Source organism: Pelotomaculum propionicicum, assembly GCF_048984525.1.
Lineage (GTDB): Bacteria > Bacillota > Desulfotomaculia > Desulfotomaculales > Pelotomaculaceae > Syntrophopropionicum > Syntrophopropionicum propionicicum_A.
This window is the reverse complement of record NZ_JBMGJC010000003.1, coordinates 221,865-248,053: the sequence shown is the minus strand read 5'-3', so window position 1 is coordinate 248,053 and position 26,189 is coordinate 221,865. Positions and strand designations below refer to the sequence as shown.

Here is a 26,189-nt window from a genome sequence, read left to right as displayed (position 1 = left end):
TGGCATATATTCTCTCTTATTCCTGCTTAAGCAATAAAGATAAACTCAAAGTTTGCCAGAGACGCTTTATCCCCTGCGGTCAACTTATAAGGTTTGTTGCTTGCAAGCCGTTCACCGTTTAACAAAGTTCCGTTTTTAGAATTTAGGTCAGTAATGGAGTAGATACCCTGGTCAAAGGTTATTTTTGCATGTACTCTTCCCACATATTTGTTGTCTTTTACCCAATAATCCACCGCGTCTTTATCCCTGCCTATTAAGAATTCAGGTTTGTTTATGGGGATTATTTCCTCTTGGCCGCCGCTCAGGATTTTCATTAGCGGGCACAATAAGCACGTTTCATCATCCCTCTTGGCGGGGGATAAATCGATGAATAAAGGGTTTTCCCTTTTTTGAGCCGCATCGTTTTCTTTGGGGGCCTCAACCAGAGGGTTCCCACATTTTTCACAGTATTTGCTGCCTGGTTTATTAACAGCAAGGCAGCTGACGCACAACCTGCCGCCCCCGTCATTAACCTGTGGCGCGGGAGGAGCAGTTGGAGCCGGTGCGGGACCCGCGGGAGGACTGGGACCTTTTGATGGAGCCGCCCGTTCCGGCGTCGTGCCCTGTCCTGCCCTGCTGTCTTCCCTGGCGAATATGTACCCGTTAAACCCGGCAGCCGCCGCGTAAGAAAGCAGCATCAGATAAAATCCAGCCTGGTAGCTCGTGCCCAAACCCTCGGATGACGCTTCATGGTCAATTAAGAACTTTATTATAAATGTGGCCAGTAAACCCACCGCGCCTGTCACAGCAGATATCAAAGATAACTTTTTGTTTTTCAAAAAGACCAGGCCGAAAACGATACCGCAGATTGCCGGAATCACCAGTATAATTGCCGGCAGGTAAGGGTCTGTGGTCCCCCCTGTCGGCATTTTTACACCCGTCAGGAGATCTGTGCCGCTTAAAGTCGCAACTTCATGCCCGGAACAGGAAACAGTAACAAACGGGAGCAGGAAGAACAGCGCGGCGAGGGCAAATATGGCCGGGGATATTTTTTTCTTATCCATTTGCTTTTACCCCCCCTCCTTTATTCAGGTAAGGAAAACAGATCGTCCTTGGCAGCATTTTTTACCCCCCTCGAAAATCTAAGGACTTCTTCTTGTGATAATAATAAGCAAAAGTATAAAATCACGTAATGTGCCCGGGATGACAGCTCAATGATAAAGCTCTGATAAACCTTATCCAATTTTCCATTACCCCGTCACGGTTTAGCCTATTTTAGAGCCGCAATTACCACAAAATTTAGCGTCTGGAGAAACAGTGCATCCACAATTACCACAAAAAGATGTTACTGACGCTGCTGCAGTTTCATTAGCTGTCCGGGCACTCTCAGCAAACGGCTTGTAACTGCTGCCTCCCGCTTTTCGACTTGCCTTTCCATACACTGAACCGAATAGGAAGCTGGCGACACATCCCAAATAAAAACCGGCAAAGATTGCAAACAACCAGCCGATTATCGGGACCATCAGAACAAAACCGGTTAACATTCCGGCAAAGAACAATAAGAAATACGCTCCTATATAACTGCCCAGTGAGAGTCCAATTAGTTTAAAAATATAGAGCAAATCAAACGCTGCAAAAAAGCTCCTCTTTACAGCGTAGTTGGAAATTGCCATTGGCACCGCGATCGTAAATATGATAAATAATAATACCCCGAGAAATATTGTTCCTGAACCAAGGTGGTATCTTGGATTGGTGACAGCCTTAAACACACCCATGGAACCCAGTATCAGCATCGGTATCAGGAGGTAAACAATATTAATAACTAAAATAATTAAGCCGTCCACAAATTTCCTGCCCCAGTCAGACCACTCGGGCATCGACTGTTGGTTTTTTGCTCCTCTTTCATAACAATCAACAAAATAACCAATTGAGAAAAAGTTGACGATAGGAATAATCTGAATGATTCCACCTATAAGGAGTTTTACTATCCCTCCATCTCTGAACGGTAGAGCTAAAATCTTATCAAAAGTCATTCTAAAAAGCCTCCTTTTTATACAGCTCTTGAAAAACACCACTGTCTGCCAAAGCATCACCCCTTACAAGTTATTTTTATTGCCGGGATAATTCTTGTCTGCTTTATGCCCACTTTCTTCCCGTGCTATAAAAACTGGTAACAGCATCTGAAATTAATTCGTTCCATCAACGTTAAATCCAACCCTTTTCCTTAAGCTCTCTGATTTTTCCACTGGCATAAGTAACTTCTTCCGGGTTCTTATTTAAATCTACCGTCCGCTGAAGATATTTACCGGCCTTTACATAATCCCTGCGGTTAAGGTTATACAAACCGTAAACGAAATTGGTGTGTGAATCCCCTTCGTCAATATTCAGAGCCTGCTGGAAGGCGTTTTCCGCCTCTGCGTAGCCGCCTAACTTATCCTGAACTATGGCAATGTTTAAATAAGTGTTTGCCGTTTTTATACCCAGGTCCTTAAGCTTATTGAAAATAACTAAGGCCTGTTGATAATACCCGGTACTGGCGCTGCTGCCGGTTGACCTGTACAGTTCCCCCAGATCAAAGTTGTATTTGCCGAAATCGGTCAGCAGCTGGATATTATAAGGGTCAATATCTTCTCCTTCTTTCAGTATTGCTACCGCTCTTTTCAGGTCGTCCTCCTTTTCAGGCGCTGATGAAGCGGAAGCGCTCAGGTAACTGTACAGCCTGGCTGAGCTTAATTTGTACCTTATATTGGCAGGATCGCCTGTTAGGGCCTGCTCGTAGTACCTGGCGGATTCGGCGTAATTTTTTCTGGCATAGTTCAGGTCCGCCAGTATATAGCTGACTGTTGGGTCAGCAGAGCCTTTTGATTTTTCAATAGTTTTTAGCAATGATTCTGCTTCGCCGTACTTGCCGAGCCTGCCGTTGCAGACAGCCAGGTCGCGCATTGACGTCTCATAGATATCCCCCGCTGAGGCGGGGCTAGCCTGGATTACTTCCTGGAAATACGAGGCCGCTTTTTCGTAGTCTTTTAAATCAAAATAGGCTGAGCCAAGGATATACAAAGCAGCGTTATCGTTCTTTATTACGCCTTTCTCAATCTGCCCGGTCAGCAGCTCAATCGCTTTTTGGGGGTCGCCTTTTTTTAAATAAAGCCTGCCGAGGTTTTGGTATACTTCCAGCTTATTATTCTGGTATTTTAAAGCTTCGTTGAGCGATTTTTCGGCTTCGTCATACTTGCCGCTGCCGCTGAATTTAATAGCATCGGCTACTTTCTCCTGGTATAACTTTGCGTTAGCCGCCGCGTGTTTCTCAAAAGCAAAATTAACGGCAAGGGCGATGATAGCCAGCCCGATCAGGCACGCAGATATAAGGGCAGCTTTATTGCTTTTTTTCTCTGATTTTACTGCAGGCGCCTCAGCCCCGCCGGACATTGGGAGAGTGCTGCCGCCCGCAGCCAGCGAAGGCATGGTGGGAGCGCTTGCCCCGGCTTGCCCCGGCCATTGGCCCAGTTCCTGAGTCTCCTGCATGGTTTGGCTCAATGTTGGCTGTATATCCCCTGCCAGGTAAAGCGTGCCTGTCCTGTCGTCGTATTGAATTCCAGCGCCGGCCGGCACAAGATCTTGCGCGCTAGCGGGCGCTTTTTTGCCTCGTTTTTGATCAGGCACCGCTGTACCGGGTATCATAGCAAGCATATCTTTAATGCTTGACGGCCTGTTTTCCAGTTTTAATTGAAGTGATTTCATGATCGCCGATTCAATCTCCGGGGATACTTTTACCACTTTACCCGGCACTTCAAAGAAAAAAGGCTTTTTTGAAGGGTCTATCCCCGTCAGCAAGTGGTGCAGGGTGGCTCCCAGGGCATATATATCAGACCGGGCGTCAGTCTGCGTTTTGCCGTGCTGCTCGGGCGGGGCGTAGCCGGGTGAACCGTAAGGGGCGGTGTCTGAAGTGGAGTCGGGCCTGAAGTGGCGGGCAATGCCAAAATCGATTAGTTTTATGGTCCCGTCCGGTGTCAGCATGATATTGGACGGCTTCAGGTCCCTGAAAATAACCGGGGGCTTTTGATTGTGCAGGTAGTCCAGGATATCGCCAAGCTGTTCCAGCCAGTCCAGCACCTCAATCTCAGGTATGGGGCCGCGCCGGACAGCGATTTCTTTTAAGGTCTGGCCTTCAATATAGTCCATAACCAGGTAAAATCGATCTTCCCCCAGCGAGAAGAAATCTGTGATGTGCGGCAGGGCGGGATGCTTGAGATTGATAAGCATAGTGGCCTCTTTTTTAAACGAATCAATCGAGGCCTGGAGATTTCTCTTGCCGACTGCTCCTGTGCTCATCTCCTTTATAGCGACAGGCATATTATTAAGCCGCTGGTCCAGAGCCTTGTAAACAGCGCCCATGCCGCCGCGCCCCAGGACCTCCACTATGATATAGCGGCCTTCAAGGACAGTTTGCGATGCCAGCTGGCCGGTGGGATCAGCAAGGTTGGTCCCGCAGTTGGAGCAATACTTGTTATCGTCCTGGTTATCTGTGCCGCATAATGAACACGTGGGCATATTAATCTCTCCCCCTACAAAACAAAAACAAAATAGTTGTACATTTATCACATAACCGGTTAAGTATCTTTAAGAGATTATAAGGTTATGAGACCAATTCTGTATCAACCTTAACGCATACAACTGTTATATTATCTTTTCCACCAGCCTGGTTTGCCGATCTAATCAGCTTTGTACAGGCATCCGTCAGGTTTGGGCTGTTAGCCATTATGTCTTTTATCAACGGGTCCCTGGCCATTTCCCACAATCCATCTGAACACAACATAAGGATATCTCCCTTGACCAGGTCTATTTCAAAAACATCCACCTCTAAATCCACGCTCTGTCCAAGAAACCGCATGATCTCGCTGCGGCGGGGGTGAGTATAGATTTCATCCGGTTCAATCAACTCTTTTTCGACTAATAAACTTACAAGAGAATGGTCTTTAGTAATCTGTTGTAAATCCCCGCCCCTGAAAAGATAGGCCCTGCTGTCCCCCACATTGGCCACGACAGCTTTCTCCCCGGCTATTACCAAGGCAACCAGTGTCGTGCCAATAGCGCCTTTAATTTTGAGTTCGCCGGACTTTTTGGCAACAACAAGATGAGCTTTTAGAAAGGACTTTTGCAGCCAGGCTTTCCAGTCTGAAGGACTGCCGGCTTTAATTTGATTAAACTCATGCTGCAATATTTCTACTGCCTTAGAGCTGGCCAACTCACCGTAATCTTTGCCGCCCATGCCATCAGCTACGGCGCAGAGGAGGGAAGGTGAAATGTTATCGCTGCAGCCGGAGTTCCGTATAATTATAAAACTGTCTTCATTATTATTTCTGACCAGACCACAGTCTGTGAGGCCTTCTGCTGATAAAACAGTGCCGAAAGGCGAATTCTTTTTCCGGTTAAATATTCTTTTCACATAATAAAAAACAATAATTATACATGTAATTAATACTATTACACGCGAAATACCTAATAGATGATACATTTTACCAGCCCACTATTCATATTTAATGTCCCTTAATCATTATAGGAAAGGCTAAAATAAAAAAGAATTATATAAAGATGATAAATCCATGATAGATCAATGAATTAACAGAAATTTTTGATAAATGGCGCTAATGAATAAATATATAGATTCAAAATTATAAATTTTTATCAATAATCCGTGTATGCTCATAAATTATACAAATACTACAGCCACCTTAAAAGGCGGCTGTTATATTTTAAACTATGAATCTTTTATTCAGCTTTTTGCTGTAAAATCCTCTTGCAAGATGCAACAAATTTACTTTTATGCAATGTTTTCAAATGTTTACCTGTTTAAAAATAATTTCATTTAAAATAGTGATATAATATAAAATATTTATCCTTTGGGGAGGCCAAACATGGTTTTTCAGACAGCGTTTTTGATTATTGAAAAAGGTGAGCCGTTTGAAAAAGGCAGCAGCATCAAACTGATATCAGAAGAAACCCTGCTTGGCCGCCAATGGGAAACAAACAAACCGGACATTTCTTTTTCAAGTCCATACATATCTAAAAGGCATGCACACATTAATTATGTCAACAACCAATTTACATTAACCGACCAGTCAAGTAAGCATGGCACAGCTGTTAATGGTTCCGTTATAGTTCCAAACCATCCTTACATACTTGGAAACGGTGATCAGATTAGCCTTTCCAAGAATGAAGTTATATTTATATTTAATTGCAGCCAAAGTGTATCGGGAGAAACATCCGAGTTTGTAAATTCAAAATCCATATCGCCCGGAACTTTACATGATTCATTTTCTATAAACCAGGAACGGAGGGAAATATTAATCGACGGCCGGCAGCTGTATTTATCCGGCAAAGATATAGAACTGCTTTTGCTTCTTCACAGGAACAGGTGTACAGCAGTAAGCTATAATGAAATAAAAATAAAAATATGGCCGGAACGTTTATCAAGCACTGCGGAAGGGATTCCCGACGTCGGCACTGACGAAATCACAGCGCTGGTTTACCGGCTGAGGAAAAGGCTTGGCAAGCACGGGCACAGGATTATTACCATACCCCGTTTTGGCTATATGCTCGACTTGTAACCTTCTATTTTTACGGCAGGTAATCAACTAAAATGTACCTTCCGTCTTCAGCTTTTTTAATTGTCGCCTTCATCATGCCTATCACTTCGGGAATGTCATAAGGACCTTCAGCCTCTCTTTTCCACTCGTCCAGGGAACCGTGCGGGTTCCCGGTAAAGCCGGAAGAAGCCTCATAAACATTTACATCTGCCTCATAATATCCATTGCCTTTATCCACCAGCTTTGCAATTTGTGAAAAACGGTAAGCTTCGCCGGTAGCAGCAGTTATCTGGTACATACCATTACTATATGAAAATTCATTTACGGGTTTGTCAACATCCAGGCCAAAATACTTTTTAATGGATGAATAAACTGCGGCCTCATCAATATAGGCTTTACTACCTTCTATAGTGAATAAATTATAGTTATTCAGCCAGTTGTGGTAAATACCGAACCTTATGAGCTCGCTCTGGCTTATTTTCCCTCTCTCAAAAGGCGCCAGTGATACTTCGGAAAAATTCGAGAAAAAGGTATTGAGTTTCTTCCTGGTATCCATGTCCATATCAATTTCTTTTTCTTGAATTACGCTTTGCAGTTCGTTATTTTTTGAGGCCTGTTCCGGCTCACTGCCGGCTGGTTTTTGTCCTGGCTGCTGGACATCGCTTGCAGTTGGCTGCTTCGCCTGGTCCCTGAGTCTCTGTTTGGATTCATCGCTGATGACAGAACAACCGGCTGCCAGGTAAGACACCAGGCAGACAAGAAACAAAATCAATATTTTTTTCACAATTACCTCTCCCCTATTACCCAAACTCTCAACAATTCATGTTACTGTTCACTCCACCTGTTTACTAAGAACTCTTATGGCAATGGTCCGGCCATAAAAATTTCATTGACTGTATCGCCCTTAATGCCAAAGGTAAAGAATCTTTCTTTATCAGCCGGGTCACAATAAGTGAGCCCCTTATCCGTATTTTTATCATCTCTTTCAGTATCAATTTTGTCCGGCTCACCATATAGTTCATATAACTTGCTGATATTGTCCCCGGATTTTAGCCCTCTTGAAGTTGGAATTCTTCGCTGGTAATCCACCAGGAAATTGCTCCAAATCGTAACGCTGATGAGTTTATCATTCAGAAAGTCTATGAAAAAACCGTCTTTATAAGTCAATTGACTGAACCCGCCGCCAATTGTAATATCATTTAATGGTTGGCCCAGTATCCCAATGACTTGTGACTTCTTCATGTCAAGCTTGACGCCGTACAAGGTGAAATCTTCTCTTGTCAGCGGTTTCCTGCCTACCGGCCCTGAAACAGCTGTCTCTTTACCCACGGGGACTTTAACCTCTATTCCGTATGTCTTCAGATTTTGTCCCAGGTTCTTTGCCGTATCGGTAGAGCGGACCAGCAGCATGTAACCGTAGTAAACAGCTTCCACCTGGCTTTCCTTTTTGGCCGCCTCGATCAGGACCAGGTAATTTTCCACGCAGGTATCGTCGAGAGCAATCCCTGCCAGGGCGGTTGACCTGGCCTGTTTTAAATTGCCCGCCTCCAGGTAATACCTGGCAGCGTCGGCATACAAGAAGGGGTTTTTAGAGCTTTTGAGGTTGACTTCACCTATTAACTTATCAGCTGATTTGTTATCCCCTGCCTTTGTGTAAGAGATTGCCGCGATAGACCTGGCTTTGTCCGCGCGAGAGCCGCTGTCTTTTAAAGCAGCAAATTCTTCAACTGCTTTGTTATGCTGGCCCGCCTTGGAATAAGCGTAGACCTTAAGCGTCCTGCCGGCCGTCTCGTCAGAGACCATCAGGGTGGAGCCGAATTCAATCATTTTGTTCCAGTCCTTGTTATAGAGGACCTCCAGCAGGATATAGGCCCCCTGCTGGTTGGCATTTATTTTGAGCGACTGGGAAAGCAGGTCCAGGACCTGTTTCTGGTCCTTTTTGTTCAAATATGCACCGGCCAGCAGGTTGTAGCTTTTCTCGCTGGCGCTGTTGGACAGGACGCACTGACTGGCTATTTTCACTGCTTCGTCAACCCTGCCCTGATCCATGAGCACCCTGGCCAGGCCTTCATAGGCGGAAACCTGCGACTTGTTTTCCGCAATAATGCCGGTAAATGTTTTTTCAGCCTCGGAGTTCTTGCCCTGATCAATATAAAGGCTTGCCAGGCAAAGCTTCAGCACGTATTTGTCGTCCACTTTGGCAAGACCGTCCTGCAGAGTCTTTTCGGCTTCCGGGAACTTGCCCTGTAATTCATAGGACCGGCTTAATCCCTTGTGGGCCTGGAGGTTCTTGCTGTCTATTTTTATAACATCATTGTAAGTAAGCACCGCCTCTTCAAATTTACTTTCACTGAGATATTTCACAGCAAGATCAAGCTGCTTATCCACCTTGGCGCTGGCGTTAAACCAGTTGCAGCCAGCCAGAAACGCGGCGGGAATAATAAGCAGGGCCAAAACTTTTAAAACGGTTTTCATCTTGTCAGGTCTCATCCGGTCAGTCCCCTCCAAAGCATGCTTAATGTGGGATTATAATTTTTAAAAATAGTCAGGATTATAATGCATCTCAACCCCATCGACAGGGCTATTACTGTCAGCGGCAGAAAACGTCAGGTGGTAATCCCCGCTGCAATGGTAGATTAAGTAGTAACCGCCCTCTTCCACACTGTAGTCGTCATAATCAGGCTTGCCTAAAATACGCTTGACTTCAGCCTGGCTCATGCCCGGCCTGATGCCTGGTTTCAGCTCATAATTGCCGATATAGGCGCCTACCAGCGTCTGGTAATCACCGCCGATTATATAGGTTATACCTTTGCTGCTGTAAGAAAGGTATTGGCCGCCGTTATACCAGTCGCTGCCGTTTGGCTGGCCCAGGGCTTTGATTATTTCACTGGGGGGTGTGCCGATTTTGAACCCCATCTTAGCCAGGATGTCATTAACCAGTATATCTTTATTTTTCGAGTAATCCTCTGTTATTTGTGTCTGAACCGGCTTCACATTGGCTGCCTCATTTTTCACAGGTGTAACAACCTGGCTGTTATTTGCGCCAGGTGTTGTAAGAGCCTTTGCATCTTTAACGCTGTAGGCGCTGCCCAGCAGGTATTTGGTCAGCCAGATGCCGGACTGGGCCTTGTCTTCTTCCTCGTAGCTTTTGGAGAGGATGATGTAGTTGTCCATAACCGTGTCGTCCAGGCTGATGCCCCTCAGGGCCAGGCCGCGGGCGGCGGCTTTATCCCCTGCATCCAGGTAGAAGGCTGCTATCTCGGCTAGCAGGGCCGGGTCTTTTATGTCTGTCGGCTTTAAGTCGCTGCCAAGGGCCAGCCCCTGGTCTTTTTGGCCCAGCTTGAGATATGCCTGCGCCGCCAGCAGCCGGACCTTCGGGCTGGCTTTAATATCGCCCGCCAGTTGGTCATATAGTTTGACCATATCGCCATATTTGCCGAGCTTGTAAAGCCCGGTGAGTTTTATAACCGTTCCGGGCAAGGGTTTACCCTGCAGGATGTACTGTTCTCCAAGAGAAACCAGTTCAGCCCAGCGCCCGTTATAGAACTCTTCCAGCAGTTTGTAGGCGGCGGCCTGGTTGGGCTCCGCTGACAACGACTGGCTGAGGGCGGCCAGTGCTTTTTCCCTGCTGCCGGTTTTGATATACTGCTCTGCCAGCAGGGCGCTTATCCGGTACTGCCCGGGTCTGCCCGACGCGGCCTTTTCCAGTAGGGCCACGGCGTCGTTTTGCCTGTTCATGCCGGCCAGCAGCCTGGCGTAGGCCTGGTAGGCCTGGAGGCTGCTCGCGTCCTGGGCGATTACCTCTTTGTAGATCGCCTCGGCCTGGTCTTTTCTGTTCTGGTCTGTCATCAACCCGGCCAGGGCCAGTTTCAAAGCCACACTGCCGGCAACCTGTTTCAGCCCGTCCTGCAATGCCTGCTCGGCCTGGTCCGGCTTGTCCTGCATGGAATAGGCGACTCCAAGCCCCTTGTAGGCGGGAACGCTTTTCTTGTCGATTTTAATTGCCTCCTGGTAGGCCAGGACCGCTTCTTCAAACTTGTTCTCGCTTAAATATTTGACCCCCAGCTCCAGCTGCTTCTCCACCTTGGCGCTGGCGTTAAACCAGTTGCAGCCTGTAAAAAGGGCGGCCAGGGCGACAAGCATGGCCAAAACATAAAAAACTGATATTCTTTTTATGTAATACAATCTTCTCACTCCAATATCTAGGGTTTATCATAAGAGAATCTTTTAATGAGCATAAAACAACTGGTTACTTGCAAAAGATGCAAACTTGCTCCTAATATAATTGCGTTAACTGCACAGCAGCCAGAAAAGTTTTTACTGACCACTCCCTCCTTAGCGTTTTTCCCCGACCAAAGTTTGAGTCAACCCTTTACCTTGAACTCATTGGCCTATGTATGTCTTCCGGTTTTGTATCATAATTATTGTAGGTAAAAATCGCAACTAATCAAATGACTCAGAGATGATGGATCTATGTTAAAACAATCATTTATTAAACCACCTGATTTCCATGTTAATAACAGATATTGTATTTAATTGTCAGAAATTGTCGAAATAATAACAAATATTACAGCCACCTTTAAGGCGGCTGATTATATTGTTAAATCATTTTATTCTATTCAGCTTTTTATGGTAAAATCCTCTTCAATTACTGTTATTATCCTGCAAATGTTGATTAAAAAAAGGCGAAGATAGACTTCGCCTTTTAAACATTTCTATTTGTTTTTTTCCGCCGCTTGACACATTCTGTCAGCAGGTATTCGATCTGACCGTTGATGGAACGGAAGTCGTCTTCAGCCCAGGCGGCTAATTCCTTCCATAGAGAGGGTGATACTCTCAGCAGAATCTGCTTCTTATCCTTTTCTTTGCTAGCCGCATTTTCCAACCGGTATCACCCCTCCGCGCATACAGTTCTTAAATCAGTGAGCTGGCCGGCATTTCCTCCCCATTCTATATATGTTTTACCATGTTGAATGGTTGAACATATTTTAGGACTCGCCCCGCTCTGGCCTAGTAAATGGTACCGCTGTTGACGATAGGCTGGGGATCCTTATTCCCGCAGAGGACAACCAGGAGATTGCTGACCATGGCTGCCTTACGCTCTTCATCCAGCTCAACAATATTGTTCTCGCTCAGCTTGGACAATGCCATTTCCACCATGCCAACGGCGCCCTCGACGATCATCTGCCTTGCGGCGATGATGGCGGAAGCTTGCTGCCGCTGCAGCATGGCGGCGGCTATTTCCGGAGCGTAGGCCAGGTGAGTAATCCGGGCTTCCAGTATTTCAAGGCCGGCGACATCCACTCTTGATTGGATTTCTTCTTTAATCTTCTCTGCCACTTCCTGGCTGCTGCCCCGCAGGGATTTTTCCCCGTCCTCCGTGGAGGCGTCATAGGGATAGAGGCGCACAATATTACGAAGCGACGAATCGCATTGAATGGACAGAAATTCGACGTAGTTATCTACGTTAAAAGCCGCCTTGGCTGTGTTGACCACCTTCCAGATGACCACAATACCGATGATGATCGGATTGCCCAGCTCGTCGTTGATCTTTTGCGTCTCGTTATTCATGGTCATGCTTTTCAGGGAAATTTTTTTATTGGGAACCTTCACGCTGACTCCGTGACCGTGAATTGATTTTCCCCCGGAGGAGGTTTTTTCAATGGAAACGGCCGTACCTGCCGGAGCACCGGCAGAGGCGGGGTTCACTGCGACGACAAAGGGATTGACAAAGAAAAAGCCCTCTCCCCTTAATGTCCCGTAATATTTACCAAACAGGGTGAGCACCAGCGCTTCGTTAGGCTGGAGTATTTTCAGCCCCACAAACAAGAATGGCCCGATCAGGAAAAAATAAAAAGCGCAAACTATGACCAAGCCTAACCAGGGAAAACCTGATGCCGTGCCTTTGTCAACAGGACCAATGCCGTAAATGAACCCAATAATAGCACCGATCATCAGGGCAATGTTCAGTATCAGTATCATCATACCGCTGGTGCTTTTTGCCTTGATTTCCTCATAATGCAGTTGTCTTTCGCTTGTTCCGGGTTTCTCGGACATTTAACCACCCCCTATTTTAATGATATCATTTTGATATCATTAAAATATCATAAAAAGTGGCATGTGTCAATTAGTCAATTAATCTAAATATTAGCAAGGCAGTAAACAAAAAAACGGCACTCTATGCCGTGCAGGGTAGTTGATAAAATCCCCACAAAAACAAAAAACCCGCAAAATCTTGCGGGGGTCTGACTTGAGCTGGTGCCACGGGCCGGAATCGAACCAGCGACACGCGGATTTTCAGTCCGCTGCTCTACCAACTGAGCTACCGTGGCAAATAAAATGGCGGAGCTGACGAGAGTCGAACTCGCGATCTCCTGCGTGACAGGCAGGCATGTTAGGCCACTACACCACAGCTCCGCATTCGGTCCACAATAGCGTCTTCGCGTACATCCATCGCGGACATTTATAAGTATAACCAATCAGACGTTTGAAGTCAAATGGAATTTTTGCACTTAACCATTACCGGACGGCTTTTTTTTTTATGATTTTGCCCCGCCATAAGACATGATCGCCTCGCGAATAAGTTTTGCCGCCAGGAGCGCGGTCCTTTCGGAGGGATCGTAAAGCGGGCTCACTTCCACCAGGTCAAAGCCCACAATATCCAACTCGCCGAGCAAATGGACAGCCTTTATTATCTCCCTGGCCGAACAACCGCCAGGCTCAGGTGTGCCTGTGCCGGGAGCGTAGGACGGGTCGACCACGTCAATATCCAGGGAAACATACACCGGACGCCCTTTCAGGCGCGGCAGGTTTTCCACCAGCGGCTCCACAACCCTGTCAATGTAGGTATTGGTGTTGGAGCGGGCAAATTCAAATTCATCCCGCGTACCCGACCTGATGCCGAACTGGTAAAGGTTTTTGCCGCCAATTGTTTCCACGGCCCGGCGCATAACGGTGGCATGGGAAAAGTGCTCGCCAATAAATTCGTCCCTCAAGTCGGCGTGGGCGTCAAAGTGAATTACCGCCAGCCCCGGGTGCTTGCCGGCAACTTCTTTGATTACGGCGCAGGAGATCAGGTGCTCGCCGCCAAGGACCATCGGCACCTTCCCGTCGGAAAGAATACCGGCGGTTACCAGGCTTATCCGGCGCAAATTCTCTTTGACCGCCCCGAACGGGAGGACAACATCCCCGGCATCGTAGTAACTGTAATTTGCGAGTTCCCGGTCAAGGTCAACGCTGTATTCCTCCAGGCCGTGGGAGGCCTGGCGTATCGCGTGAGGACCCTGCCGCGTACCCGGGCGGTAGCTTACCGTCAGGTCCATCGGCGCGCCTACAATTACAAACTCAGCCTGTTCGTAATTTTCAGTGCTGCCGATAAATCCGGGGCATCTTTCCGTGTACTCAATCATCCGCGCCACCCCTCAGAAACACTGCTTTTCATGTATCTTTTCCAGGATCGCGATAATTAATCGGCAGGTACGTTATCCCTGCCGCTCCAGCAGTTCTCTTACGAACGGGGGCAGGACAAGGCAGGTCTGGTGAACAGCCGGGCTGTAATACCTTGTGTCCATCGGCGGTATCCTGGAAATATCCACCTTCAGCGGGTCATACTTCTTCGAGCCCATGGTAAATGTCCATAAGCCTCCCGGGTAGGTGGGAATTACGGCAAGATAGAGGCGTGTGACGGGGAATATCCCCGATATATCCTGATAAAGCCCTGGTATGAGGTCGCGGTTAAAAAAGGGCGACTCGGTCTGCGCCACAAAAATACCGTCTTCTTTTAACGATGCAAATATGTCTCTGTAAAAATCAGCGCTGAACAGCCCTACGGCCGGGCCAATAGGGTCGGTCGAGTCCACCATGATTACATCGTAGGTATTTTTGTTTTCTTTGACGTGCTTAATACCGTCATCAACAATGATCTCCACCCTGTGATCGTCCAGAGCGCAGCTGATTTCAGGCAGGAACCTGCGCGAGGCCTCGATCACCGCGCCGTCTATTTCACAGTGGACCGCTTTTTCCACGGACTGGTGCTTGATAATTTCCCGCACCGCTCCCCCGTCGCCGCCGCCGATTACCAGCACTTTTTTGGGGTCGGCATGGGTGTTCAGGGCCACGTGGGTGATCATCTCGTGGTAGACAAACTCGTCTGCAATATTTGTCTGGATTATATTGTCCAGGACCAGCATGCGGCCGAACTGGTCCGTGTCAAGGACAGCCAGGCTCTGAAACGGCGTCTCTTCCCGGTGGAGAATTTGTTTTACCCGGACAGAGATCCTCATGTCTTTTGTCTGCTGCTCTGTAAACCACAAATTAATGTCTTTTGCCGGGTCTTCTGTAAACCATACATCTTGTTTAGGATCCAAGTCTTCACTCCTCCATATTTAAACTTATTTAATACCAGAGAGGTACGGCGGCCAGGGCACAGCCGATTTTTTCCACGCGGTGTTCCGTCGCGGCGATTTTGGTGCCGGCCAATTCCATATTCCTGGTTTCAAAAGCTTCTTTCAACATGCTTTCTATGGCTCTTTCAGCTTCTTGGCTGCCGCACTTTCCCGAATACTCCATAATCACGCCAAAACTGTCATTGGAGAAACCCACGCCGACCGCGGCGGCTATCTGCTCTCCGGGAACATCGCTTATGATGTAGCCGTAAGCTGTGGGCACCAGCGAGCCGGGCGGTATTTCCATTCCCGGGCAGTATTGCACGCCCGGGGGCAGGATGCTCGTCACCCGCATCAGGTTCAGGTTGCCGATCCTGCATTTCAGCAGGGCGTTGTCGAATGCATTTAAAGGATTCTTACCCTCAGCGCTCCCCGCGGTAACAAAGAATTTTTTTGGGGTCGGCAGCATTTTAATCCTCCTCTAAATTTACTGTTTTTTGCAACAACATACAATATTATATCAAAACATAAATCAAATTTAATACTAATGTTTATCCTTTTCAAAAAATTATCCCTTAAGTGCAAACAGAATAAGAAATATGCCGCGGGGACAATATAAAAAAGAACCAAAAAATTACGAGGAGGATTGAACCTTGCTAAAAACTGTAATTGGCCTTTTTGACTCGCGGGATCAAGCGGAAAAAGCCGCGTCGGAACTGCGCGGCAGTGGGTTTAAAGATGAAATATCCATTCTGGCGGCCGACCGTGACAAAACCGTGCACAAAACCAGCGACACCGGAAGTGAGAGTCTTACCTCCGGGGTGACCACCGGCGGCGTGCTGGGCGGCCTGGCCGGTCTGGGCCTGGGCGCCGGCGCCCTGGCTATCCCCGGGATCGGGCCTATTATCGCGGCCGGTCCAATTGCCGGCCTGGTATCCGGAGCACTCACCGGAGGCGTGGCCGGCGGCCTGGTAGACTGGGGCATCCCCGCTGAACGGGGCAAGTTCTATGAGGATAAGGTCAAGGAAGGAAAAATCCTGGCTTCAGTCCGCACAGAAGATGGGAAAATTAACAGTGCCGCGGACATACTGCGCCGCAACGGCGCCCGTGACGTCGAGATCCACTAAATTTAACAACCTGACGTTAATTATAGAATCCTTGTTAATTGGGGGCTGACCTTCAGGTATTTGCCCCCTCCCCGCTTTTTCCTCGAAGCAGCTGATCATAAATATCCCGGTAAATCATGGCGTCTTCAGCCTGCCGGCCGGCAGATTCACATATTATGGTGGCAGACAGGTCCCTTTCAGCCAGTATTTCCGCCAGGGGGGTAAAGTCGGGACCGAAGTCCGCTTCAAGCGCGGTGCGGTGCCTTCTCTCACCCGCATGGGTGAATTCCACAGGACTGAAATGGATATGAAGATTCTGCACGTACTCTCTCCCCAACCTTTCCACGATCAGGTCAAGGGCTTCTTCATAGGTTTGTTTGTCCTTAAATCTTCCCCCGCTGACCGCGTGCATGTGGCCGAAATCAACAGCCGGCACTACCTGGTCACCCAGCTCGCACAGCTCCAGCACTTCCTCCAGGGAACCCAGCATATTTCTTTTCCCCATGGTCTCGGGAGCCAGGAGGATGCCGGACAGGCCTTTCGCCTCCGCCCTCGCCAGGACCTCCTTGAATAATGTTTTGGCCGCGGCCATCAGTTCCCAGCGGTTCGGACCGCTGCCGGAGCCGGGGTGAAATACCACCACTTTTGCTCCCATTGACTGCGCGGCGGTTAATGACTTCAGCAGGTGCCCCATGGTCCTGGTTTTTAAGTCCGGGTCGCTGGTGCTAAGGTTTATATAGTAAGGAGCGTGGATGCTCAATTGAATATTCCGCTCAGCACAGAGCTGACCCAACCGTTTGGCCATTTCCTCACCTATATTCACACCCCGGCTGCACTGGTACTCAAAGGCGTTCAGCCCTTTCTTCTCCAGCCACTCCGGCATTTCCAGCGAAGTTTTGTGGCCCTCCTGGTAAAAAGATTCTGAGGCTCCGGCAGGGCCGAAACGAACAACCATATCTGATGCCTCCACTCAAAATTTATAGGCACTAATGCCAGGGACAATATTTTTATGGACTTAATTAAAGGAATTAACATATATTTCCAGAATTTATATTATAAACATCTACGTGGAGTGATTATATTGCGCACACTAAAAATAATTTCAATATTCCTCCTGATTATTCTACCGTTTTTTTTCTTAAGCCATTCCGGTTTCCTGCCGGCCGCCGGGCGTATTGCCGGAATAAAAGGCAGCGAATTGATTTATGCCAGGAGCCAGGACGCGGTGACGCTTGATCCGGCTTTTTCCCAGGACGACGAGTCCAATAAAGTAATCGCCAATATCTTTGAAGGCCTGGTCCGTTTTAAACCCGGCACTACTACAATAGAGCCCTGCCTGGCAGAAGACTGGCGTATATCTCCGGATGGGCGGGAATGGACTTTTTTTTTAAGGAGGGGCGTCAAGTTTCACGATGGGACACCTTTTAATTCCGAAGCGGTCCGCTTCAGTATCGAAAGGCAGCTGCCGCCCCAGCGCACAGAAGGCGCCTCCTATGCCTCTTTTACTTTTGGCATGCTGGAAAGCATCAAAACTCCAGACCTTTACACCGTGAAATTTATACTAAAATATCCCTATGCGCCTTTTTTAAACAACCTGGCCATGCCTGCATCCGCTCCTATAGTAAGCCCCTCCGCTGTAACCGCCCTGGGTGAGAATTTTGGCGACAAGCCGGTCGGTACCGGACCTTATCGCTTCAGCAGCTGGGTCAAGGGTAAAAGCATCATCCTGAAGGAAAACAGGGAATACTGGGGTAAGATGCCGGAATGCCCAACGCTGGTCTTCAGCGTAATTAAAAACAACCGGCTGCGCTCACTGGCTCTGAAACTTGGAATCGCAGACATTGTAGACAGCCTGGCGCCGCCTGACGCCCGTTATCTCGAACAAAAGGGGTTCCCGGTATTGCAGATGCCAGGCCTGGACCTTAATTACCTTGGCTTTTTTACTAACAAAAAACCTTTTGACGACCCCTCAGTTAGAAGAGCTGTCAGCATGCTGATCGACCGCAAGCATGTTACCGAACTTTTTAAGGGATCAGCGATAGAGGCAAACGGCCCGCTGCCGCCCGGTGTACTGGGATATGACTCCAGCTTGTTTCCCGTTTCCTATGATCCGGAGGGAGCCAGGGAATTGCTGGCCGGCTCAGGCTACGCCGACGGTTTGAAGTTTGAAATTATCACTTATTCTAACCCAAGGCCTTACAACCCTGCCGGCGGGGATATGCTGGCTGAATTTATCCAGAGAGAGCTTGCCGGCGCCGGCGTGGAAACAGTAATTAAATCATACACCTGGAACCAGTACAAGGAAGCCCTATTAAATGAAGAAGGAAATGCCTTCCTTTACGGCTGGATCAGCGACAACGGAGATCCGGACAACTTCCTTTATACCCTGCTTTCATCATCACAGATCGAAAACGGGCTTAATACCGCCCGTTACCGCAATAACGAGGTAGACCTCCTCCTGGCAAAAGCACAGCTGGAAACTGAACCCGCCCTGCGGGAGCGGATGTACCGCAGCGCCATCGAAATTATTACCAAAGACGCGCCGTGGATTTTCCTCAACCACAGCCTTAAACTGTACGCCACCTCAACAAGAGTGGAAGGTTTCACTCCTCATTTTGCAGGTTTCACCCCGCTTAACTCAGTAAAAAACAACTTACAATAACTTAAAAAATTGAGAAAATCGTAATAAATTTCTAATTCCACAATCTACCACTAATAACCTGTTGGAGTCTGTAGAATAATATTTGCAAAAGGCTTAACTAAGCCTAAAACTAGCAAGGAGGAGAAATAATGGATCAAATTTATCAGCTCCACAGACAAATCCAGGAATTGCGGAACGAAATCAACACCATCAGCCAGGTTGCAAGCCAGCTGCAGCGCGCGGAAGCGAACAACGCGGCACAACTGCAAAGACTGCAGCAAAATGAATCAGTTGCTACCCAGCAGTTGAATACAATTCAGCAGCTGTGCCACCACCTGAGCCAGGATGTAAACGCCATCAGCAATGCCACCCAGCAGGTTACCTCACAGATGTTCAACAGGCCAGTGTCCAGCGGCCAGTTTGGCGCACAAAACTTCAGCCAGCCCATGACCGGACAGTACGGGGCTTTTACACCGAGCGCGACCAGCATGTACAGTCCCTCCCAGTTCGGGGCGTTTGGCGCTCAGTTTTCACCTTATATGAGCGCCGGCACAACCAGCCGTTTTGGCCAGAGCCTTAACATACCGGACTATGCCGTGGCCCAGCAATACACCGGGATGAGTCAGTCCATGCCGTTTACTTCCGGCATAATGCCCGGCAGCACAATGAACACATTGAGAAGCAGCATCAGCCCAATGACCAGCGCCAGCAGCTTAAGCGTGATGCCGTCTTATACCAGCCAGCAGCAGTTTGGCACGAGCGGGCTGGCGTCCGGCAGCACGTACGCGCCGTATGTGTCCAGCCAGATCAGCTCCCTGCCAAGCACAGGCCTTCTGAGTAGTCAGACACACCTGTCAACCCCTCAGAACCAGTTTCAGTTGTCAACTCCTCAAAATATGGCTTACAGCAGCTTCTAAATAAACCAAGTATAAGGGGCCTTCGCAAAGGGCCCCTTAACTTTTTCGATTATTTTTCTAATAAAAGTACATTTATCACCTCTTAACAGTATATTCCAATTTGCCTATAATTAACCTATATAACGGCAGTTGTGAGGAGGTAGGCAGGTGGCAAAAATGTTACGTGAAGGCGCTTCTTATACCCAGCGGGACATTGTTGAAATTTTGGGTGAGTTCTCTGCTTTTAAAGACAGGGTTATGAAAAAATTTAAAGATTTATCCAGAGAGCTGGAAGGCAAAGCAAACGAACACGACCTGTGGGTCAATGTTTACTTGATTTCATCTGACTATGCCGAGGAGATAGCCGGCAAGAGGCACAAGCTCCAGGAACAGATGCAAAAAATAATATCATAAAAAAAGCCCCGTGGCCCGGCCGCGGGGTTTGTAATTCAGCGCGGGTCGATCCTTTACTCGCCTCTGGCTATTACTTCCGCCTCTATTGTTTCACCGTCCCATTTGTCCGCGTACGAGTTTTCCGAGTAATATTTTATTACATAATCTCCGACTTTATTGCAGGTATATAAGTTTACCCCGCCGGCTATGAACATGCCGATAACAGGTATAATACGGAGGATGGTGCGCTGAGACGCCCGGATGCCCAGGGCCAGCAGCGCCTGTTCAATAAGGCGGTTAAACGCGCGCCCCGAGAGCCGCCTCACTGTCATGCCTGTAAGGCCTTTGCTTGCCGCTCCGGCGCCTACCGCCGACACCAGCACCCAGACGGCCTCCCGCGCGGTGCCTTCTTTATCCAGGTCGCGGTTATGGGCGGCAGCTATCTCAAGGATTAATTCGGTAATAAAAAAACCCATGGCGGTAATATCGAGAACCGTCCCCGCGATTATGGCAACCAGAGTCCCCAGCACGGGAACAGCGCCCGGCAGAGCGGTCAAAGCGCCCGCCGCGGCACACCACCTGCTTTTTTTTCTTATTAAAATCCGGGAAATTTCATCGTTGGTGAGGCTGCTTTTTTTTCTCTTTAATTTGGCGACCCGCTTTATAATATTTTTCCTGTCTACATGGTCAAACGGGTTAAAAATTAACACCGCGCCAGCTCCCCAAAATGTGGTTTTAAGTAGGATTCACCGCTGCCCGGCTAAAATCCTACCTGTATTATACCGGAAACGGCGGTTTTTCTTTCCTCTTTATTTCATTACTCCTCCCTTGCATCCCCGGCACGGTTATGGTAATATAAAAAATGCTTCAGAAATTATAACTTCATGGGCCTATAGCTCAGCTGGGAGAGCGCTTGGTTCGCATTCAAGAGGTCAGGGGTTCGAATCCCCTTAGGTCCACCAAAAAAAAAGCCCTTAGGGGCTTTTTTTTTTGAGAATTTCTTTTATTTGCAAATCAATTGCAAATCAAAGACTGTATGGACTGTACTGAACTAACATAAATGTCCCAGTTATCTTGCCAGGAAATTAATCTTCATGAATCTCTTGTCACGCACTCTCTTTGCTTAGTTGTTTAACATTGATGCGGATCCATGACAGAATAGCATTACTATCATCGCCAACATTCCATTCTTTAAATGTGTAGATTATGACTTTGTTGTCCTCACTCCATCTCATGCCCGAAGCCTCCAGTGTATCGCAGATAAGCTTTGCCTCTTCCAAGGTGTCAAAAAATTTGCAGATCCCGCAGAAAATACTGTTATGCACGGGATTTAGGATCATAGTCAGACGAGTGTTGTGGTCTGTCAATAGGACGGAGACACATTCCAGATCAGTGATCGAATTATCTTTCCAGTGTAGTAACTTTTTGTCATATTCAAGTATGCAGTCATCCAAATCGAGGCACAGGATACCTTCATCCCTGGCATAGAAGCCGTGGTCTAAATACATCCAGGTCATTGCTGCCTTAGCGTAGCGCTTTTTTTCATACTGTGTCATCAACTGTGCCAGAATCCACTTTGATGTATACTTTATAGACATATTTCCTATATTGCCATTTCCGGTTTCCAAATGGGCCCATTGGAAAAGGAGCGCGGACAGGTCGGTTGAGGATTTCAGATATCCCCGATGATATATCCACCGGGCGGAATAAGGCTGGTCGACCGTCCCAATGTTGCCTTCCCTTTCCTCCAGCGCCGCCCAGGGAATCAGCAGCGCGGACAGGTTGGGTACGGATTTCAGATATCCCCGATGATATATCCACCGGGCGGAATAAGGCTGGTCGACCGTCCCGGTGTTGCCTTCCTTTTCCTCCAGCGCCGCCCAGGGAATCAGCAGCGCGGACAGGTCGGTAGGGGATTTCAAATATCCCTGATAATATATCCACCGGGCGGAATGAGCCTGGTCGACCGTCCCAATGTTGCCTTCCCTTTCCTCCAGCGCCGCCCAGGGAATCAGCAGCGCGGACAGGTTGGGTGCGGATTTCAGATATCCCTGATGATATATCCACCGGGCGGAATAAGCCTGGTCGACCGTCCCGGTGTTGCCTTCCTTTTCCTCCAGCGCCGCCCAGGGAATCAGCAGCGCGGACAGGTTGGTTGCGGTTTTCAGATATCCTTGATGATATATCCACCGGGCAGAATAAGCCTGGTCGACCGTCCCAATGTTGCCTTCCCTTTCCTCCAGCGCCGCCCAGGGAATCAGCAGCGCGGACAGGTTGGTTGCAGATTTCAGATATCCCTGATGATATATCCACCGGGCGGAATAAGCCTGGTCGACCGTCCCAATGTTGCCTTCCCTTTCCTCCAGCGCCGCCCAGGGAATCAGCAGCTCGGGCAGGTTGGTTGCGGTTTTCAGATATCCCTGATGATATATCCACCGGGCGGTATAAGCCTGGTCGACCGTCCCGGTGTTGCCTTCCTTTTCCTCCAGCGCCGCCCAGGGAATCAACAGCGCGGACAGGTTGGGTGCGGATTTCAGATATCCCTGATGATATATCCACCGGGCGGAATAAGCCTGGTCGACCGTCCCGGTGTTGCCTTCCTTTTCCTCCAGCGCCGCCCAGGGAATCAGCAGTGCAGTCAGGTTGGAGACACTTTTCTTTAACCCTTCGTTGTACAGCCACCTGGCAGAGTAGAGAGTATCGATGTCTCCGGGATTATGGATACTTTCAACACCTACCCACCAAAAGTACAAACCTTCAGAATTGATATGCCATGCACTCTCGAAAACGGCTTTATTACAAATCCATTTCCAGGAATATTCTGTGTCGATGGAACCGCCCGGGTCGCTTTCATATTTAAGCTTGGCCCATGTGTTAGCTATGGTGGTTTTTTCGTTAATGCCCTTGCTCATTTTTTCGAGAGTACAGTATGCGCACCAATCGGCTTCATATACGGCATCCTTATGATACATGTAGAGGTATTTTAATACACTTTTAAAAATATTACAGTAGATAACGGCATATTTAGGCTGTCGATCTTCAATACGGTGCATATTTCGTTCATAGTATTCAAATTCGTTAATTACCGAAGCAATATCTACATAATTACGAAGGAGAATTTCAAGAAAACAACTTGAGATCTGAGGATGTCTGGTTTCAATATATTCTGAAGTTCGTTGCAGCTCGCGGTACAGCACATTGTCAATAAGCACAGGAAGTTTTATTTCAGGCATATCTAAATAATTTTTGCAGAGATTTCGCATTAAAAAGGTTGGCATCTTCTGTTGAGCCTGTTCAATCAGGCAGATAAGCGCCAGTAGAGTTTTGGCTCTTTCAATGATCTCTGTTGCAAAAGGAAGCTCAAAAGTCCTTTTCAAAATGCTCTCGCAAATAATTACCAGAGGCTGACCGTTATTCATAATAGTCAGCATGCATCCTAAAAGAAAACTGTCGTCGTTCCGGTTGGAAAGGGGTTTTAAAATGTCTATGATCTGATCCTTTTCGAGTTCGGAATAAGGCCCTAGAGCTTCTGCAAAACACTCAATCTCATATTGGCTGATGCCGGTAAACGGAATTTCAAATATGGAACGCCGGATTTCGTCGTTAGGGCAGTTCAAAGCTTTCCATTCATTAGCTCTTGCCGCCAAGACAACCGGCACATCACGTTCAAGGCAGACCCGGAGTATATCAAAAATATTCTTCACATGGTTGGCGTTGTCGATAATCAACACCGGGTTCGGAGCGAATACTTCATCCTCCAATTCAAGACTGGTGCCTGAATTGCAGTAGTAGACAGTATAATTTTTTCTTGCGAGCTCGATAGCCGTCTGCTGCAAAATCGTGGTTTTTCCCTCACCACCGGCGTTCAACACGGCTACAATACGTTGGACATGCCTCTCGATTTTATCTACTATCTGATTGGACATGTCTCTTTTTACTGACCGCCCGGACAAAACCATTTTAAAAGAACAGGGACCTCCATTGTAATAAGCGCTTACATCCTCCCAGGTTACGCAGGAATCATATCCGCTTAAACTTTTATCATCAAGAACGGTCATACGATTGTTATATGTACTGCATGGCTTGATGACTTGTGCCAGTTCAGGAAAGAAATGTTTCCAGTTTGTACCCCGGCCGTAGGTCTTGTGGTTGATGTTAGCAAAGGCATCAATGGTATCTTCACGGAGAATGTCAGCCTGACGAAATACCTCTTCAAGAATCTCAAGGTCCTTATCACTGAAGTAATAGCCGTTGATGTTTACTGCGTAGAGTATGATACTTCTTGCTTGGCGTTGACGTTCTATTTCAATAATTTCCTGTACAGTAATACATTCTTGCCTGTTGTTGATATTTACCTTGCCCTCCGGTGTCAAAAAACCCTCCGTGAAATCTGATGTGAGAAACAGGAAAACATAACGTACAGATTCCAGTAGAGGCCGTATATCAAATTTATAATTTCCCTGTTCAAAGTCGGAATACCATACTTTACCGTAGTTCTGACTCGATGAATCCAGAAAGATTTTAAAATTCTTTGCAACTTCATAGCCAAAACTACGGTAGCATAAAAAGATACGACATTTTTTATTTACCTCGGTATTGCTCTCCAACATGCTCTTTCTCCCTCCGAATATAAAAGTCAGTTTCAAAGGGAAGATCGTCTTCCCTAAAATTTAAGCAATAAATTAGAACTTCATTACTTCGATATTTTTTGTCCATTTTCAAAACAAACTCCATAACACCTTCACTAAATGGAATTTATACTACATAATTTCATAAGTTTCCTTCCACTTTCCAGCATCTAGTAACAAAAAACCAAATTTTACTTAACCTAATGGGTGTAAAATTTGGGTGTTGGTTATGGTTATATAAAAAATGTAACTCTGCATGGTCATACTCTCAGGTAAATCCGTCAGACTCTTGAGCCACTAATACCTTACCTCAAGCCAACATCATAATAGAAAATAGAGAACTGTGGAAACAGGCTAAAATCGATTAATACATTATACTTATAAATATTTAATTTGTAGAAAATAATCGATTATTCCATTATTTTTGTGATAAAATTAATATAAATTATAATGAGGATTTCGACAGATGTAATATTAATCTTTAGGAGATGGCAAAATGGAAATGCATCAGTTGGAATACGTGCTGGCTGTGTCAAAATACCGTAATTTCACACGTGCCGCGGAGGAAATCAAAATTTCCCAGTCCTCATTATCACATCAAATTAGCCTGCTCGAAGAAGAACTGGGGATCTGTCTATTCCTGAAGAGCAACCGTTCAGTACGGCTTACTCCGTCAGGAGAAAAGTTTATCATCAACGCCAAACGCATAATGACGGATATAAACAAAGTCAAACGGACCGACATGGAGCATTTGCCCGTTGTCGACGGAGAGCTCAGGCTGGGTACTATGGCAGTAATCGGGTATTATAGTTTGCGAAACCTGTTATCGTCTTTCCATGAAAGTTTTAAAGGAATAAATATTGATATTGTTGAAGACCAGTGTGAAAAACTTTTATTCATGTTGTCTACCAGAAAAATTGACGCCGCTTTTGTTCAGATAAACAAACCGGATCCAAACCTGAAGTATTACAAATTATTGACTGACAAAATGGTTGTTGTGACCAATAAAAAGCATCGTTTGGCTAACAGAGAATCAGTAGACATTTCAGAATTACAAGGCGAAAAGTTTATTTTAACCCCTTCTTCTTCCGGACATTTTTATGATTTTAATTATGCCTGTCAGGCCGCAGGTTTTAGCCCCATTGTGGTTATGACCAGCTATGTGGCTAAAAATATTGTATCTTTTGTGAGCGAGGGACTCGGTATTAGTGTGCTTTCAAACAAAGTAGCCGAAACGGAGAAGGACGACAACATAAGTATTATAGAACTAAATCCCACCATACAAAGAAGGATTTCTCTTGCTGTTCGAAATACCTCCGACACGCCGCCAACTCTTAAATTATTCTTGGATTTTGTACAACAATGGAATGCAGCACAGGATGCCTTTGAACAAGCTAAAGATAAATTTCTTTCCTCAGTTTTAAACAGCAGTATTGACAGATTAGCACTATAGAGACACAACTAGTAAATTTAGCCTGACAAAAGCAGTAAAACTCACGTCATAAAAGTAAAACGAGGGCAAAACCCTCGTTTGTTTGCTCTTATTAATGCTTAATGTTTATTGCCATAATAAGG

21 protein-coding genes and 3 tRNA genes are annotated in these 26,189 nt (G+C 46.9%); 7 read left to right on the top strand and 17 right to left on the bottom strand.

Going from position 1 to position 26,189, the window contains the following annotated elements; all coding sequences use genetic code 11:
* Positions 1-26: 26 nt before the first annotated feature.
* The 4 genes from ACOBQJ_RS04995 to ACOBQJ_RS04980 form a co-directional block, all read right to left on the bottom strand.
* Complete coding sequence (locus ACOBQJ_RS04995; protein ID WP_421070631.1) at positions 27-1,043, bottom strand: FHA domain-containing protein; 1,017 nt, start codon at positions 1,041-1,043, stop codon at positions 27-29.
* Positions 1,044-1,244: 201 nt separating this feature from the next.
* Entirely contained in the window at positions 1,245-2,012 is a 768-nt protein-coding gene (locus ACOBQJ_RS04990) for a DUF4013 domain-containing protein (RefSeq protein ID WP_421070630.1), read from the bottom strand.
* A 172-nt stretch (positions 2,013-2,184) separates the two neighbouring features.
* On the bottom strand, positions 2,185-4,530 hold the full coding sequence (locus ACOBQJ_RS04985; protein WP_421070629.1) for a protein kinase domain-containing protein: 2,346 nt from the start codon (positions 4,528-4,530) through the stop codon (positions 2,185-2,187).
* Between the two features lie 85 nt (positions 4,531-4,615).
* Complete coding sequence (locus tag ACOBQJ_RS04980) at positions 4,616-5,425, bottom strand: Stp1/IreP family PP2C-type Ser/Thr phosphatase (protein WP_421070628.1); 810 nt, start codon at positions 5,423-5,425, stop codon at positions 4,616-4,618.
* 469 nt (positions 5,426-5,894) lie between these two features.
* On the opposite strand from ACOBQJ_RS04980, the gene ACOBQJ_RS04975 reads away from it, so the two are divergent.
* The gene (locus ACOBQJ_RS04975) at positions 5,895-6,587 is read left to right on the top strand and encodes an FHA domain-containing protein (protein WP_421070627.1); all 693 of its coding nucleotides are present in this window, start codon (positions 5,895-5,897) and stop codon (positions 6,585-6,587) included.
* 10 nt (positions 6,588-6,597) lie between these two features.
* On the opposite strand, the gene ACOBQJ_RS04970 is transcribed toward ACOBQJ_RS04975, so the two are convergent.
* The 10 genes from ACOBQJ_RS04970 to ACOBQJ_RS04925 form a co-directional block, all read right to left on the bottom strand.
* Positions 6,598-7,350, bottom strand: coding sequence for a hypothetical protein (locus ACOBQJ_RS04970; protein WP_421070626.1), 753 nt, complete (start codon positions 7,348-7,350; stop codon positions 6,598-6,600).
* Positions 7,351-7,424: 74 nt separating this feature from the next.
* The gene (locus ACOBQJ_RS04965; protein ID WP_421070625.1) at positions 7,425-9,056 is read right to left on the bottom strand and encodes a tetratricopeptide repeat protein; all 1,632 of its coding nucleotides are present in this window, start codon (positions 9,054-9,056) and stop codon (positions 7,425-7,427) included.
* Between the two features lie 45 nt (positions 9,057-9,101).
* A complete protein-coding gene (locus tag ACOBQJ_RS04960) occupies positions 9,102-10,751 on the bottom strand; it encodes a tetratricopeptide repeat protein (protein WP_421070624.1) in 1,650 nt (549 codons plus the stop codon).
* Positions 10,752-11,271: 520 nt separating this feature from the next.
* Positions 11,272-11,451 carry an Arc family DNA-binding protein gene (locus ACOBQJ_RS04955; protein ID WP_421070623.1) on the bottom strand — a complete coding sequence of 60 codons (180 nt, stop codon included), beginning with the start codon at positions 11,449-11,451 and terminating at the stop codon, positions 11,272-11,274.
* Positions 11,452-11,576: 125 nt separating this feature from the next.
* Entirely contained in the window at positions 11,577-12,623 is a 1,047-nt protein-coding gene (locus ACOBQJ_RS04950; protein WP_421070622.1) for an SPFH domain-containing protein, read from the bottom strand.
* Between the two features lie 199 nt (positions 12,624-12,822).
* Positions 12,823-12,898, bottom strand: a tRNA-Phe gene (locus tag ACOBQJ_RS04945).
* 8 nt (positions 12,899-12,906) lie between these two features.
* A tRNA-Asp gene (locus tag ACOBQJ_RS04940) sits at positions 12,907-12,983 on the bottom strand.
* Between the two features lie 122 nt (positions 12,984-13,105).
* A complete protein-coding gene (speB, locus tag ACOBQJ_RS04935; protein ID WP_421070621.1) occupies positions 13,106-13,975 on the bottom strand; it encodes an agmatinase in 870 nt (289 codons plus the stop codon).
* 72 nt (positions 13,976-14,047) lie between these two features.
* Positions 14,048-14,884, bottom strand: a complete 837-nt coding sequence (gene speE / locus ACOBQJ_RS04930) for a polyamine aminopropyltransferase (protein ID WP_421070667.1) — start codon at positions 14,882-14,884, stop codon at positions 14,048-14,050.
* A 76-nt stretch (positions 14,885-14,960) separates the two neighbouring features.
* Positions 14,961-15,419: a pyruvoyl-dependent arginine decarboxylase gene (locus ACOBQJ_RS04925; protein ID WP_421070620.1), complete on the bottom strand. Its 459-nt coding sequence runs from the start codon at positions 15,417-15,419 to the stop codon at positions 14,961-14,963.
* Positions 15,420-15,603: 184 nt separating this feature from the next.
* Between ACOBQJ_RS04925 and ACOBQJ_RS04920 the strand changes: the two genes are divergently transcribed.
* The gene (locus tag ACOBQJ_RS04920) at positions 15,604-16,077 is read left to right on the top strand and encodes a general stress protein (protein ID WP_421070619.1); all 474 of its coding nucleotides are present in this window, start codon (positions 15,604-15,606) and stop codon (positions 16,075-16,077) included.
* Positions 16,078-16,129: 52 nt separating this feature from the next.
* Here ACOBQJ_RS04920 and ACOBQJ_RS04915 read toward each other — a convergent pair whose 3' ends face one another.
* On the bottom strand, positions 16,130-17,011 hold the full coding sequence (locus ACOBQJ_RS04915) for a TIM barrel protein (protein ID WP_421070618.1): 882 nt from the start codon (positions 17,009-17,011) through the stop codon (positions 16,130-16,132).
* A 126-nt stretch (positions 17,012-17,137) separates the two neighbouring features.
* Between ACOBQJ_RS04915 and ACOBQJ_RS04910 the strand changes: the two genes are divergently transcribed.
* The 3 genes from ACOBQJ_RS04910 to ACOBQJ_RS04900 all read left to right on the top strand — a co-directional run bounded on the left by ACOBQJ_RS04910 (position 17,138) and on the right by ACOBQJ_RS04900 (position 20,007).
* Positions 17,138-18,718, top strand: a complete 1,581-nt coding sequence (locus ACOBQJ_RS04910; RefSeq protein WP_421070617.1) for an ABC transporter substrate-binding protein — start codon at positions 17,138-17,140, stop codon at positions 18,716-18,718.
* A gap of 128 nt (positions 18,719-18,846) precedes the next feature.
* Complete coding sequence (locus ACOBQJ_RS04905) at positions 18,847-19,614, top strand: hypothetical protein (protein ID WP_421070616.1); 768 nt, start codon at positions 18,847-18,849, stop codon at positions 19,612-19,614.
* 147 nt (positions 19,615-19,761) lie between these two features.
* Positions 19,762-20,007 carry a hypothetical protein gene (locus tag ACOBQJ_RS04900; RefSeq protein ID WP_421070615.1) on the top strand — a complete coding sequence of 82 codons (246 nt, stop codon included), beginning with the start codon at positions 19,762-19,764 and terminating at the stop codon, positions 20,005-20,007.
* Between the two features lie 53 nt (positions 20,008-20,060).
* Here the strand turns inward: ACOBQJ_RS04900 and ACOBQJ_RS04895 are convergent, their stop codons facing one another.
* Positions 20,061-20,696 (bottom strand): hypothetical protein, encoded by a 636-nt coding sequence (locus ACOBQJ_RS04895; RefSeq protein WP_421070614.1) that lies wholly within the window; start codon positions 20,694-20,696, stop codon positions 20,061-20,063.
* Positions 20,697-20,872: 176 nt separating this feature from the next.
* Between ACOBQJ_RS04895 and ACOBQJ_RS04890 the strand changes: the two genes are divergently transcribed.
* Positions 20,873-20,948, top strand: a tRNA-Ala gene (locus ACOBQJ_RS04890).
* Positions 20,949-21,092: 144 nt separating this feature from the next.
* Here ACOBQJ_RS04890 and ACOBQJ_RS04885 read toward each other — a convergent pair.
* The gene (locus ACOBQJ_RS04885; protein WP_421070613.1) at positions 21,093-24,596 is read right to left on the bottom strand and encodes a hypothetical protein; all 3,504 of its coding nucleotides are present in this window, start codon (positions 24,594-24,596) and stop codon (positions 21,093-21,095) included.
* A 514-nt stretch (positions 24,597-25,110) separates the two neighbouring features.
* On the opposite strand from ACOBQJ_RS04885, the gene ACOBQJ_RS04880 reads away from it, so the two are divergent.
* Positions 25,111-26,067, top strand: coding sequence for a LysR family transcriptional regulator (locus ACOBQJ_RS04880; protein WP_421070612.1), 957 nt, complete (start codon positions 25,111-25,113; stop codon positions 26,065-26,067).
* Positions 26,068-26,189 lie beyond the last annotated feature (122 nt).